Here is a 13145-nt window from a genome sequence, read left to right as displayed (position 1 = left end):
GTTAATCAATAACTATGAGCAAATACGCATTATTTATTATTCCAACTTTACTAGGCATGTCAGCAATTGCACAGGAAAAGAAGATTGATCCAGCCAAAGATCCTAAAACGACAGAGGTTTGGGAACCCGTTCCTAAAGTTATTTCACCAGGTCAACTCCCTCAAAATGCACCTTCGGATGCCATCATATTATTTGATGGTAGAAACCTGGATGCATGGCATTCGGTAAAAGACCCTACAAAACCTGCCGCCTGGACAATAGACGACGGTTTTTTTACCGTTAAAAAAGGTACAGGAAATATCGAAACGAATAAAAAGTTTACCGATTATCAATTGCACATGGAATGGAAAATTCCTGCAAATATTACGGGTGAAGGACAAGCGAGAGGGAATAGCGGAGTGTTTTTAGCGTCGACTGGCGGAGGAGATGACGGTTATGAAATTCAGATTATGGATGCTTATAACAACAAAACCTATGTAAACGGTCAAACTGGAAGTGTTTACAAACAAAGTACTCCTTTAGCCAACGCAAATAAAAAACCAGGAGAATGGCAATACTATGATATCATCTGGAATGCGCCACGTTTTAACGATGATGGTGCGGTTGAAAAACCGGCTATCGTAACGGTATTATTAAATGGTGTACTCTTGCAAAACAGCTTTGTACTAAAAGGAGAAACCAGGTACATTGGTGCGCCAGAATATAAGAAGCATGGTCCATCATCAATTAAATTGCAAGATCATGGCGATCCTAGTCCTCCTATTAGCTTTAGAAATATTTGGGTTAGAGAATTGTAAACCTAAAATTGAAACCTGCAAATGTGAAGTTGCAGGTTTTTTTATTTCCTTTGTTTTGACGATGCTTAGTTTAACAAGTTAATATTGCTATTTCGATGGAAGGTTTCTTTTTTCTTGCAATATGTCGAGATAATCTTTCATATCAATCATTTCTGCACCCAAACTCAAAAGATGATCGTTCGGCATTTGACAATCAATTAATTCAACATTCAATTTGCTTAAATAAATTAAGGCAACTTTCGAAGCGTTACTGACATGGCTAAACATACTTTCGCCACAAAAAACACGATTAATTTTTAAGCCATATAATCCGCCAACCAGAGTTTCTTTTAACCAAACTTCAATACTGTGGGCAAAACCTTGTTCATGTAAATTGATATAAGCTTTTTGCATTTCATCGGTAATCCATGTGCCATCTTGGCCCTGCCGTGGTGTATTGGCGCAATTTATAATTACATCAGTAAATGCTTTATCAAAAGTAACGGCGAAAGTTTCAGCAGCTAAAACTTTTTTCATGCTTTTACTAATCTTTATTTTTTCTGGAAAAATTACACATCGCTCATGAGGGGCGTACCATAAGATAGGATCACCTTCGCTAAACCATGGAAATATCCCATTTGAATAGGCGTTGAGTAATCTATCTATACTTAAATCACCACCAATCGCCAATAAACCATCAGGTTCAGCTAACTTCGGATCGGGAAAACTATGGTTCTCTTCAAGCAGTTGAAAAAACATGTGCGAAAATAAGAAAGAAAACAAACATTAAACCCTGACGTTTAATTTATGTCATACTGTTAAATTGTCCATTATGAGCGCAAAAGATAATTTCATCAAAGTAAAGCATCTTTACAACCGTGCAGGCTTCGGCATTTCTTATCCTGATTTAAATAAACTAAGCAAAAAGAACATCAACAAAGTTGTTGATGGGTTACTTCAAGAACCCAACAAGGGCGGTGCCATCACTTTGGCAAACGATTTCGAATCGAGAAGGCAAATGCTGGTTCAAGCCGGCTTGTACGCGAAAAAAGATCCAACTGATGATGAAAAGAAAATGCGTAGGGAAATTGTCCAAATGCAGAACGCGGTAAGTCGCGATTTGAATATTGCCTGGGTTAGTAAGATGATCAATACCGATAGCCCATTGCAAGAGAAGATGACCCTATTTTGGCATGGGCATTTTGCTTGCCGGAACAGTAACCCCATGTATGCACAACAACTCAACAACATACAACGCCAGCATGGTTTAGGAAGCTTCAGAATGCTGTTACTTGAAGTATCAAAATCTCCCGCTATGTTGCAGTATCTCAATAATCAGCAGAACAAAAAAGGTAAACCTAATGAAAACTTTGCCCGTGAACTGATGGAGTTATTTACTTTAGGTAGAGGTAATTATACAGAAAATGATATTAAAGAGTCGGCCAGGGCATTTACCGGTTGGACTTACGATAAAGATGGGACTTTCTTTTTTAGGAAGAACCAACATGATGATGGTACCAAAACCTTTTTCGGTAAAATTGGAAATTTCGAAGGCGAAAATATCATCGATATTATTTTGGATAAACCCGAAACTGCCACCTTCATCAGCAGAAAAATTTATAAGTTTTTTGTAAATGATACTCCTAATGAAGAACACGTTAAAGAATTGGCAAACCATTTTTATAACGCTAAATACGATATATCCGAAATGATGCGGAAATTGTTTACCGCTGATTGGTTTTACAGCCCGGAAAATGTAGGTGCTAAAATAAAATCGCCCGCTGAGTTTTTGATTGGTTTAAGTCGCGAATTTTTCGTTACCTACAATAAGCCGCAAGTACTCATTCAACTCCAAAGTAGCTTAGGGCAATACCTATTTAATCCACCAAACGTGGCAGGTTGGCCAGGCGGGCAAAGCTGGATTGATAGCTCATCGCTGATGCTCAGAATGCGGATCCCCTCGTTGGTTTTAAACGATGGCGAAATCGATTTTAGCGGTAAAGCCGATCCGGAAGACGAAGCTGTAATTGCTATGAGCAGAACCGCCACAACCATGGCTAATAATACCAAGAAGCCAAAAACGTACGTAAATGCCCAAGCCGACTGGCCAAAATTTTTAGATACTTTACCCAAAGAATTAACTCCTGTGGAGCTCACGGAATTCTTGTTGCAGCCTAAATTGAATGATAAAATAACCAGAATGGTTGCTGATAATAAGGGTTTAAGAAGCACAGCTATAGAAATTACAAGCATGCCCGAATATCAGCTTTGCTAAATCATCAATCAAAAAAAATAAGAAGATGAACAGAAGAAATTTTTTAAGAAATACAGGTTTTGTAGCAGCAGGTTCGTTGTTCGTGCCAGCATTTATGAAACCAGTTGAGGCGATGGCACTTGATGAGCTAAGTTTATATAAAAATTTGGTGGTGGTCCAGCTTTCTGGTGGTAATGATGGCTTAAACACTGTTGTTCCGTTTGGGAACGATATTTACTATCAGAAACGTAAGGGCATTGCTATCAAACCAGAAGAAGTGATTAAGCTGAACGATATGCAAGGTTTGAATCCGAATATGCAGGCACTGCAAGAAATTTACGATCACGGCTGGATGACGATTATCAACGATGTTGGGTATCCAAACCCAGATCGTTCACATTTCCGTTCGATGGATATTTGGCAAACAGGAAGTGATAGCAACCAGTTTTTATCTACCGGTTGGATAGGAAGATACCTCGATAGCAATTGCCAAACCTGTAAATTTCCCTACACTGCCATAGAGGTTGATGACTCACTTTCTTTGGCCATGAAAGGACAAACCAAGAAAGGAATGGCCGTGAAAGACCCGGCGGCTTTATATCGCAATACTAACGAACCTTTTTTTAAGGCTGTGCTTAAGAGTGATAAGGAGCATTTGGATGAAGATAATTTAGGTTATTTGTACAAGACCATGATCGAAACGCAATCATCGGCAAGTTACATTCAAAATACGTCTAAAATTTACCAATCAAAATCCACCTATCCTCAAAGTGGTTTTGCAAATCAATTGAAAACGGTATCCAAATTTATCTCATCTGGATTGAAAACCAGGGTATATTACGTTTCCCTGAGCGGTTTCGATACACACGTTAACCAAATAAACCAACAGGGAAATTTGCTGAAACAATACAGCGAAGGCATGGCTGCGTTTTTGAAAGACTTAAAATCGAACAATAAACTGGAAGATACTTTAGTGGTTACTTTTTCAGAATTTGGCCGTCGCGTAGAGCAGAATGCGAGTAACGGTACCGATCACGGCACCGCAAATAATATGTTCGTTTTTGGCGGAAGGTTAAAAAAACAGGGCATATTTAACAGCGCTCCGAATTTAAGCGATTTAGATACTGGTGATTTGAAATATCAGCTGGATTTTAGACAGGTTTACGGCACCATTTTAGATAAATGGCTGGATGTAAATAATGCCGATATTTTAAATAAGAAGTTTAATACCCTAGATTTTATTTAAAATTTAAAAAAGTTCAGAAGAAATTTTTAGACCTAATCCATAAGCACAGCAAAAATTTCGGTCACGTTAACAAAAAGAGCTATTCCTAAAATGAATCGCTCTTTTTGCTTAAAGTATGGAGACTTCAAATGACCTGAAACCCTTAGATTTTTGGTGTTTTATTTTCTTTTGAGTACATACACGGGCCTGCTACTGTCGGCTCCAGTTTGTTCGGAAAAGACTTGAAACAGCTCGTATCCATAAGATTTAACTTTATTCAAAAAATCCATCGCAGATTTAAATTCCATCCTTTTTCCATCATCATCCTTAATAAAACTGTCTTCTACATATTGTACATTTTGCCCATAATCTACAGCGATAAATACTTTCTCGGAGAATGTTCTGGAAATAGGTTTAAACTGAATGTAATCCGTTTTTAATTCGCTCAGCCTGAGGCCGCTTACAGTTTGGGCTTTTGCAATACTTGTTGCGAAGCAGGCGGCAAGTGCGGCCGCAATTAATAGGTTTTTCATAATTTGTTTTCCTTTGTGTGTGAGTGTAAATTAATAAGAATCAATCAATGAAAAAACAGAAATCAATTTTCGTAGTGTAACATTTTAGGCCAATATATATCTTAACCTAAAAAATTGAATGAACTTCTTAGGCAATATCATCTGGATTATTTTTGGCGGAATTTTTATATTTTTCGAATATATTATTGGTGGTTTAATTTTATGCTTAACCATTGTAGGTATTCCTTTCGGCATCCAGTGTTTTAAGTTTGCCATTGTTGGGTTAGCTCCGTTTGGCGTTAAAATCACCGATACTTCATCCAATACAGGTTGTCTATCTACCATCATGAATATCCTTTGGCTGGTTTGTGGCGGTTTTTGGATTGCGCTAACGCATTTGTTATTTGGCATTTTATTCTGCATTACCATTATCGGGATTCCTTTTGGCAGGCAGCATTTCAAATTGATGAATTTGGCTTTCACGCCATTTGGAAAGTCAATTTCGTAAAAGGCTGCAGGTTTTGTTTACTAGCCCCGATTGTAATGGAATGCCCGTAGCGTAGCGAGGCATGAAATGAAAAGCGGGAACAAATTACCCGATGAAAACGAAAAATTGCGCTCCAAAAACTATTGTATTAAGCCAATTTTTTTAGAGTGCTCAATGGCCTCATTACTATTTTTAAATAAGCAGGCACAAACATTTTTTGCCTCTACTTTCTGAAGTAGTTCACGGGTTTCATTTTCTTTTTCAGGACGAATATTACGGATGTAAACCGCTTCGATATTTTTTGGATATTTTTCTACAATGGAGGCATATATAAATGGATCCTGCTGTGAATTATCACCAAAAAAAATAAACTTTTGGTTCGGAAACGCATCCAAAATACGCATTACCCGGAGTAATTTGCCTTCATGACCAGTTTTTCCTGTTTTAATTAAGTCGCTCCAGCGTTTTAACGTGTTTAGCAAAAAAGCACCATCTGGCAATTTGTTAAAGTGAAATGTTTCTACCAAATAATCGTAAAGGTTCCATTCGCTACTGCTTACATAAAAGAAGGGGTTCGGCTGGTTCTTTTCGGTATGGGATAACGCTAGCTGCTGGTAATGACTGGCGGCATCTGGAAATGTTTTTCTGGTGTGTGGATTTTTGATAAAAAGTTCTCTCAACCTTCTTCCAATAGTAGCCGAGTGTGAAATCATTACCGTATCGTCAATATCAGAAATGAAAGCATATTGTGTAATGTGCGGTACATAAACTTTGCCCTCGTTAGCAGCTAAAACCTGGTTATTTTCATCTAAAGCTTCAACTTTTACAAAATGCCAGCCCGCTTCTACATCATGTAGCGCTTCCCATTCAAATTTAAAAAAACCATCTTTTTCGGTTTTATTGTAAATGGTTTGATCGAAAAACTGCAACCTAATATTGACTAAAGGATAGGGTTTTAAGATGAAAAGTTTCAGTAAATGAATAATATTTACTAAAATATTGTTGCTGTAAATTTGAGATGTTTTAGCCCTTCGTTTAAAAACATGGCCATAAACTACCAGGTTATGTTTGTGGCCATAGCCGTGGTAAATTTTTACGCTTACAGATTTATTCATCGAAGTTAAAACAGAGTGAATTAAAAGTTGTTTGTGAAGTAACGCATTTAAGGCTAAAACATGAAATTGCTATTTATCATTAATCCAGGTTCTGGAAGTCACGATATTAATTTAAAAGAAGTAATTTCTACTCACTTCAAAGGAGGAGATGTGAACATCGAACTTTTTGAAGTGCCTGATGATTGTTCGTTAGATAAAATAAAAGCTAAAATCGAACAGTCGCAACCCGACCGTGTGGTTGCCGTTGGCGGCGACGGAACGTTGAAACTGGTGGCCGAGTGTTTGTTAAATAAAGAAATTCCAATTGGGATTATCCCCGCAGGATCTGCAAACGGGATGGCTAAGGAGCTGGGAATACCTCAAGAAATTACCGAAGCACTTGATTTACTGAAAATTGGAAGAACCCAAAAGATCCACGTGGTTAAAATAAATGATGAAATATGCATTCATCTATCTGATCTGGGATTTAATGCTTACCTGGTAAAGAAGTTTGATACTTTGCCCGAGCGTGGAATGTGGGGATATGCTAAAGCGACATGGCATGCCTTGTGGAATCATAAACGCATGGATGTTGAACTGAATATTAAGGGTGAAACTATTAAATCCAAAGCAGCTATGGTAGCCATCGCAAATGCGACAATGTATGGCTCGGGTTTAAAAATTAATCCTGATGGAAAGTTGGACGATGAACTTTTTGAAATCGTTTTGGTTAAAGATTATTCATACCTGGAGATATTGAAAGTTTGGATTACACGCCTTCCATTTAACCCTAAAAAAGTAGAGATTTTTCAAACATCGGCAATTAAAATTTCGTCTAAACATAAGGCGCATTTTCAGGTTGATGGTGAATATATAGGGAAAATAAACACAGTTGAAGCCCATATATTACCGGCTGCGATAACGGTTGTGGTGTAAAATAGATTAAGAAATTTAATTTGATACTTTTGTGGTTCTTTATTTTTTTAGGTTATTCTGGATCCAATTCCTGATATCTTCAAAACGAAATTCCCCCATACTTGCAGAAATTACCAGATCATATTTTAGCTGCTGGCTAGCTGTAATATCTAATCCATTTTCTAATAGGATGAGTCGCATCAAAGTATATGCAGTTCTTTTATTGCCATCTACGAAAGGATGATTTATCAATTTCTAAAATAGCAGAAGCTTTCTCTATTGGTGTTGGATATAAATCTTCATCGTTGAATGTTGCGAAAGGTCTAGCTAAAGCAGATTCAATTAAACCAAAATCGCGAACTCCTTTACTTCCTCCAAACTTATCAATTAATATGTTGTGTATAATTTCGGTTTCCTTGATTGAAATCATTGAGCAAATTTATGAAGTACCTCACTATCTTCGGATAGAATTTTTTTAAAGTTTGAAATCAAAGTTGAATTAGAAGTTCTTTCTAGTTGAACTTCTTAATTAAATCCAAAATATCAACAAGAAGCTTTTCTGGAACTTGATCCAAAGCCTTGTTTATCTCTTTTTTGATTTCTACTGCTGTCATAATCAAATTTAATAGTTTTATTTATTCAAAACATCATATTAGCGTATTTTATGATAGGCTATTATTCCGATAGATTTGAATGGTAAAGTAGAGTCTGAAAAACTCAGCAATAAAACAAATCTTAAATAGTATATCGAACCATCGTTCGCCTAAATTTAAAATTTCTGGCAAAAAGGTTATAAAGCCAATGGAAAATATCCAAACGATTAACCTGAATGGGAATTGAATAAAGTAGGTCATAAAACCAATTTTTTTGAAAAGGAATAAGCCAATTGCAGATAGAAATAACGACAAAAACATGGGCAGTGTTAAAACGACCCTTATTTGCGATAACAGTTGATCCGGAATTTCATTTATATGGGTAATAATTGCCCAAAATTGTTTAGCAAGGAGCAAAATGCTAATGATATCTAGCAGGGCAAAAAACTTAGTGGCAGTTCTCATTTACTTACAGTATTTGGAAAGATACTGATCTGCTAAACTACTACCCATATTTTTAACAAACAAAAAATCTTCGCAGGCGCCTTGTTTATCACCTTGTTTAATTTTTTTTAAGCCGTTGTCAATTCGCTCATTTAAATAATCGTCATCAATACCCAATTGATTCTTAATAGCGATAATCTGTGCTTCTTGTCCCGGTTTTGCCTGATCAATGTTTTTATAAAAATTAATTACAGAATTTGTCAAACCTTCTTCTGCCTGGTAACTGCGAATGGCATCTTGCATATCTCTACTCGATTTGCCTTCGCAATTAAAACCAGAAAGCTTAAAATTAACGGGTACTATAACTGCTGTTGTGGTATCATAACCGACAGGAACTTTCCATTTACCACTGCTTAGCCTCACCAACCGCAACGCCTCTTCATCCAATTCGCTTAAAATGCTTTTGGTTACTCTTGAGGAATAAACATTTCCTTTTTCATCTAGTTTAAAACTGATGTTTACGGTACCCTGTATACAGTTGTTTTTTGAAAATGAGGGGTAAATGGTTTTTTCTCTTAAGAAACTCGTAAAACCATCTTTGCCTGTTTTAAATTGCAACTGCGCCATTGCAGCGGTACCACAAAATATCAAAAAGATAGTGACTAGCCTTTTCATAGTTACTAATTTACGGTTTTAGTCGCACTACAGATATGCTTTCGTGGAATATAAACCTCACAATTGTAAAAAGATAACAACGGTAAGGTTGACAATGTTTAAATTCGCTCCCCCAGATTATTTTGAACATTTTTATTGTTGCCTGTTAAACGTAAAATTTAAGATGACGTTTGGATCTGGGCAATTTTCCAGGTATTGGTTTCTTTTGCTAAACTTACAAACGCCAGGATAATCGCCTTCATAGCTTTCAATATTTTTTATCAGTTGAAAATGAAGGTGAGGTGGCCAGTTACCATTTTCTTCTTTGGTGCCGAGTTCAGCAATTTTTTCTCCGGCTAAAATCATTTTGCCTACTTCTAATTGGTTAAGTGATGATAAACTCAGGTGGCCATAAAGCGCATGGAATTTAAAACCTTCGATATTGTAGCTTAAGATAACTGTGGCACCATAATCGCCGAAAGCATTGTTGTTGGCAAAACTGTGGATCTCGGCATCGTAAAAATTGTAAATTGAAGTTCCAGCTTCACCCCAAATATCTACCCCCAAATGTAACCGCCGAGGTTCTTCTGCACTACTAAAATGAGCACTTCGCGAATAAATCGTACGATGCTCATTATAACCGCCGATACCATAGCGAGCCTTAGCGGTGCTGAGTTTTTGGTTTATCCACTCAGAAAAAGAATCTGTATCGTTTAAAATAGCATCAGTCAATTCTAAATTCGAGGCAGTAAAATCGAGAGGTAAAAGTTGATCTTGTTTAAGATCAAAGTCGACAATTTTTTGAATGGCAGACGCATTTTCGTTAATAATTTGTTCAAAGGTTTTCATTAAAGCTGGTCAAAAATATAAACGTAATTATAAATGTAATGTGACAACGCACCGCCAATAACAAAAATATGCCATAACTCATGGCTGTGCATCCAACGAAACATTTGTTTATCATTGGCGTAATAATACGTGCCACCGATGTAGAAGATGCCGCCGAATAATAACCAGAAAATGGCACCAATAGGCAATGTGCCTAGCATTTTCTGTAATAATGGAACAATTAAACAACCCATTAAAATATAAATGGAGAGGGATATAGTAGTGCTTTTAAGTTTGTTAAAAATTTTTAAAAGGCAACCAATTATTGCAATTAACCATACAATAGCGAATAAACTCCAGCGTAACCAACCATCAAAAACTAGTAGGGCAGTGGGGGTGTATGATCCTGCAATCATTAAATAAATGCAGCAATGATCAAATTTTTGCCAAAAGCGAATGCCATAGTCACTTGCTGGGAAACCGTGGTAAGTGGCACTTACTCCAAACAAAATAAATGTGGCAATGCTGTAAATCCAGGCTGCTGTAAATTCAATTGGTATATCGCATTTTTGAAGCAAAAAATAACCCGCAGGTATCGCTACCAATGCGGGTATAAAATGAGTAAAGAAGTTTACCGGTTCTCTTAATTTTCTCACGATAACTATTCTTCGCCTTCTTCTTTTTGTCTCGGTTCTTTAGCAATTTTATCAAACAAGTGATCCATGCGCTCTACGTATTCGTTTGTGTCATCTACAAAAAAAGTAAGCTCTGGCACCACTCTAACCTGATGGCGAATTCTGGCTCCCAGTTTATATCTAATTTCACCAGCATGTGCATTTACCGTATTAATTGATAAAGTGGTATTAGTGGTATTAAAAAAACTTAAATATACTTTCGCTACTGCCAAATCTGGCGATACCCGAACACGTGTAATGGTTACCAACGTATTTGGTAAAAATGCTCCACCTTCACGCTGAAAAACTTGTGCTAACTCTTCTTGTAGTACTCCTGCAAATTTCTGCTGACGTTTACTTTCCATAAGTTTTATTTTTCATCATTGCGAAGTACGAAGCAATCTTACTCGCAAATTAGATTGCTTCGTGCCTCGCAATGACGGTTTGATTTAATTAATATAACAAATTACTATCATAAGGATACCTCGCTACATGAGCCGCTTTTACCTTATCATATAACAATGTTTTAAACTCTTCAATGTTTTCTTTTTCTGTAGCCGATATAAATAACACGGGCACCTTTCCATGGCTCATCCAGCTTTTCTTGAATTCATCAATGCTTAATTTACCATCATCGTCCTCATCTTCCACTTCGGGCGAAACGTAGGCATCAATTTTATTAAACACCAAAATCATATCCTTATCAATGGCGCCGATATCCTTTAGTGTTTCGTTAACAGTATTAATCTGATCTTCGAAATTTGGATGTGAAACGTCTACAACATGAATCAATAAATCAGCTTCGCGAACTTCATCGAGGGTCGATTTAAAGCACTCTACCAAATGATGGGGCAGTTTTCTGATAAACCCAACAGTATCTGAGAGTAAGAATGGTAAGTTTTCAATTACCACTTTTCTAACCGTAGTATCTAGTGTAGCAAAAAGCTTATTTTCGGCAAACACTTCCGATTTGGAAAGCATGTTCATGATAGTAGACTTGCCTACATTAGTATATCCAACTAAAGCTACTCGAATCAGCTGACCACGATTTTTGCGTTGAGTTTCGTTTTGTCTATCTATATTTCTTAACCGCTCCTTAAGTAGCGAAATTTTATTTAAAATAATACGTCTATCACTCTCAATCTGCGTTTCTCCAGGTCCACGCATACCGATACCACCCTTTTGGCGCTCTAAGTGAGTCCACATACCGGTTAATCGTGGCAATACATATTGAAGCTGTGCTAATTCTACCTGGGTTTTTGCTTGTGCCGTTTGGGCTCTGCTGGCAAAAATGTCGAGGATCAGGTTGCTTCGATCTAAAACTTTTACACCCAACTCACGATCAATATTCCGTAACTGCGATGGTGAAAGTTCATCATCAAAAACAACGGTATCAATCTCTTCCGATTTTACATAAGCTTTAATCTCCTCTAGCTTTCCTGTACCCACAAATGTTGCCCGCTCGGGCTTCAGCATCTTCTGAGTAAATACTTTCTCTACTTGTCCTCCTGCTGTATCAACAAGAAAAGCCAATTCATCTAAATATTCTTTTGTTTGCTCCTCCTTTTCTCCTGGAGTAACAACGCCAACCAAAACGGCTCGTTCCTGCTTAATCGCAGTATCATAAAATTTTTGTTTTCCCATGTAATATGTACAAAGATACAAATTTTGCAAATTGAAAATTGGCTAAGCCTACACAGCTAGCGACAACTTACATTCAAACAATAAGTCTGGTAAAAAGCAATAGCTTAAGCCCGTTTGCCTTTTAATTGAATTATAATCTCGAAATTGATTAAGGATTCGGTTAGAACTTATCGGTTAATTAGTTTGAACAACATTTGGTTTTCAATTTTTGTTTACCTTCAGTATATAACTACAATATTATGTTCTAATTTAGATTGAAACTTATCTTATTAGAGGATGGATTTTTTTAATACCAAAAGCATCTTTTTTACAGTCCTTAATTACCCGATGAGCTATCTCGAATTTTTTGCAGTGGTTACAGGGGTTATTTCGGTTATTTTATCTGCAAGGGCAAACATCTGGAGTTGGCCGGCAGGTATTGTCAATGTGTTTTTATCCGCTTTTTTTTATTACCAGATACAGCTTTATCCTGATATGTTTTTAATGGGTTTCTTTTTCATTACCAACATTCTTGGCTGGTGGCGATGGGCCAATCCGAAACCGGAAGAAGAAGACAAAAAGAAACAGTTGAAGATAAGCTTTATGCCCAGAAAGCAGTTTCTGATCTTTTTGGCTGTCGGTGTAATTGGAACAGTATTAATCGGTACACTGGCCGGACAGTTACATCACTTGTTCCCATTTGTTTTTAACCTGCCAAGCGCCTATCCCTTTGTCGATTCATTTATTTTAGTGATGAGTGTAATTACTACATTTTTAATGATTCAAAAGCGAATAGAATGTTGGATTATTTGGCTAATGATTGATGTTGTAGCGACCTATTTATACTTTTTGAAAGGGGCCATGTTTTTTGGTGTCGAATACATTCTTTTCACCATCATTGCAGGCTTCGCTTTATGGAATTGGATTAAAGAATATAAAAGCTACAAAACAGCGAAGTAGGAACATTTCGTAGAACTAAGATAGCAACAATCAATAAAAAGGTCTTGAGTTTAACGCTTCCGCAGAGCGAAAAATGCAAAAAAGAGATTTCAAAAACCAAAAAAAT

The 13145-nt window shown here is 36.8% G+C and carries 16 protein-coding genes; 6 read left to right on the top strand and 10 right to left on the bottom strand.

The genetic code is table 11. The annotated features are described in order from the left end of the window. Nucleotides 1-14: 14 nt before the first annotated feature. Nucleotides 15-797 carry a 3-keto-disaccharide hydrolase gene (locus tag AC3ITD_RS16535; protein ID WP_489361363.1) on the top strand — a complete coding sequence of 261 codons (783 nt, stop codon included), beginning with the start codon at nt 15-17 and terminating at the stop codon, nt 795-797. A gap of 87 nt (nt 798-884) precedes the next feature. On the opposite strand, the gene aat is transcribed toward AC3ITD_RS16535, so the two are convergent. Further along, complete coding sequence (gene aat / locus AC3ITD_RS16530) at nt 885-1535, bottom strand: leucyl/phenylalanyl-tRNA--protein transferase (protein ID WP_489361361.1); 651 nt, start codon at nt 1533-1535, stop codon at nt 885-887. 73 nt (nt 1536-1608) lie between these two features. Between aat and AC3ITD_RS16525 the strand changes: the two genes are divergently transcribed. Both AC3ITD_RS16525 and AC3ITD_RS16520 read left to right on the top strand, forming a co-directional pair. Next, a complete protein-coding gene (locus AC3ITD_RS16525) occupies nt 1609-3051 on the top strand; it encodes a DUF1800 domain-containing protein (protein WP_489361359.1) in 1443 nt (480 codons plus the stop codon). A 25-nt stretch (nt 3052-3076) separates the two neighbouring features. Then, nucleotides 3077-4276, top strand: a complete 1200-nt coding sequence (locus AC3ITD_RS16520) for a DUF1501 domain-containing protein (protein ID WP_489361357.1) — start codon at nt 3077-3079, stop codon at nt 4274-4276. A 158-nt stretch (nt 4277-4434) separates the two neighbouring features. On the opposite strand, the gene AC3ITD_RS16515 is transcribed toward AC3ITD_RS16520, so the two are convergent. Then, nucleotides 4435-4788 (bottom strand): hypothetical protein, encoded by a 354-nt coding sequence (locus AC3ITD_RS16515; RefSeq protein ID WP_489361355.1) that lies wholly within the window; start codon nt 4786-4788, stop codon nt 4435-4437. Nucleotides 4789-4906: 118 nt separating this feature from the next. Here AC3ITD_RS16515 and AC3ITD_RS16510 point away from each other — a divergent pair, with 118 nt between their 5' ends. Beyond that, on the top strand, nt 4907-5275 hold the full coding sequence (locus AC3ITD_RS16510) for a YccF domain-containing protein (RefSeq protein WP_265798565.1): 369 nt from the start codon (nt 4907-4909) through the stop codon (nt 5273-5275). A 119-nt stretch (nt 5276-5394) separates the two neighbouring features. On the opposite strand, the gene AC3ITD_RS16505 is transcribed toward AC3ITD_RS16510, so the two are convergent. Further along, nucleotides 5395-6369 carry an App1 family protein phosphatidate phosphatase gene (locus tag AC3ITD_RS16505; protein WP_265798564.1) on the bottom strand — a complete coding sequence of 325 codons (975 nt, stop codon included), beginning with the start codon at nt 6367-6369 and terminating at the stop codon, nt 5395-5397. 60 nt (nt 6370-6429) lie between these two features. Here AC3ITD_RS16505 and AC3ITD_RS16500 point away from each other — a divergent pair, with 60 nt between their 5' ends. After that, nucleotides 6430-7284: a diacylglycerol/lipid kinase family protein gene (locus AC3ITD_RS16500; RefSeq protein ID WP_489361352.1), complete on the top strand. Its 855-nt coding sequence runs from the start codon at nt 6430-6432 to the stop codon at nt 7282-7284. Between the two features lie 39 nt (nt 7285-7323). Here the strand turns inward: AC3ITD_RS16500 and AC3ITD_RS16495 are convergent, their stop codons facing one another. From AC3ITD_RS16495 to hflX, 7 genes are all read right to left on the bottom strand, one after another. After that, nucleotides 7324-7515: a type II toxin-antitoxin system death-on-curing family toxin gene (locus tag AC3ITD_RS16495; protein ID WP_416338746.1), complete on the bottom strand. Its 192-nt coding sequence runs from the start codon at nt 7513-7515 to the stop codon at nt 7324-7326. Continuing rightward, nucleotides 7484-7693: a hypothetical protein gene (locus AC3ITD_RS16490; protein WP_489361349.1), complete on the bottom strand. Its 210-nt coding sequence runs from the start codon at nt 7691-7693 to the stop codon at nt 7484-7486. The genes AC3ITD_RS16495 and AC3ITD_RS16490 overlap by 32 nt, the downstream gene beginning before the upstream one ends. A gap of 628 nt (nt 7694-8321) precedes the next feature. Next, nucleotides 8322-8975 (bottom strand): energy transducer TonB, encoded by a 654-nt coding sequence (locus AC3ITD_RS16485; RefSeq protein WP_265798560.1) that lies wholly within the window; start codon nt 8973-8975, stop codon nt 8322-8324. A 132-nt stretch (nt 8976-9107) separates the two neighbouring features. Beyond that, nucleotides 9108-9803, bottom strand: coding sequence for a peptidoglycan DD-metalloendopeptidase family protein (locus tag AC3ITD_RS16480; RefSeq protein WP_489361346.1), 696 nt, complete (start codon nt 9801-9803; stop codon nt 9108-9110). Then, nucleotides 9803-10438, bottom strand: a complete 636-nt coding sequence (gene trhA / locus AC3ITD_RS16475; RefSeq protein ID WP_489361344.1) for a PAQR family membrane homeostasis protein TrhA — start codon at nt 10436-10438, stop codon at nt 9803-9805. The genes AC3ITD_RS16480 and trhA overlap by 1 nt, the downstream gene beginning before the upstream one ends. Before the next feature lie 5 nt (nt 10439-10443). Beyond that, on the bottom strand, nt 10444-10821 hold the full coding sequence (gene rbfA, locus AC3ITD_RS16470) for a 30S ribosome-binding factor RbfA (protein ID WP_056848286.1): 378 nt from the start codon (nt 10819-10821) through the stop codon (nt 10444-10446). Nucleotides 10822-10909: 88 nt separating this feature from the next. Further along, nucleotides 10910-12100, bottom strand: coding sequence for a GTPase HflX (gene hflX, locus AC3ITD_RS16465; protein WP_056848287.1), 1191 nt, complete (start codon nt 12098-12100; stop codon nt 10910-10912). Nucleotides 12101-12427: 327 nt separating this feature from the next. Between hflX and pnuC the strand changes: the two genes are divergently transcribed. Next, nucleotides 12428-13039, top strand: coding sequence for a nicotinamide riboside transporter PnuC (gene pnuC, locus AC3ITD_RS16460; RefSeq protein ID WP_489361341.1), 612 nt, complete (start codon nt 12428-12430; stop codon nt 13037-13039). Nucleotides 13040-13145 lie beyond the last annotated feature (106 nt).

The sequence above is a fragment of the Pedobacter sp. KH_004 genome, from assembly GCF_057840755.1.
This window is presented reverse-complemented; position numbering and strand designations above follow the sequence as displayed.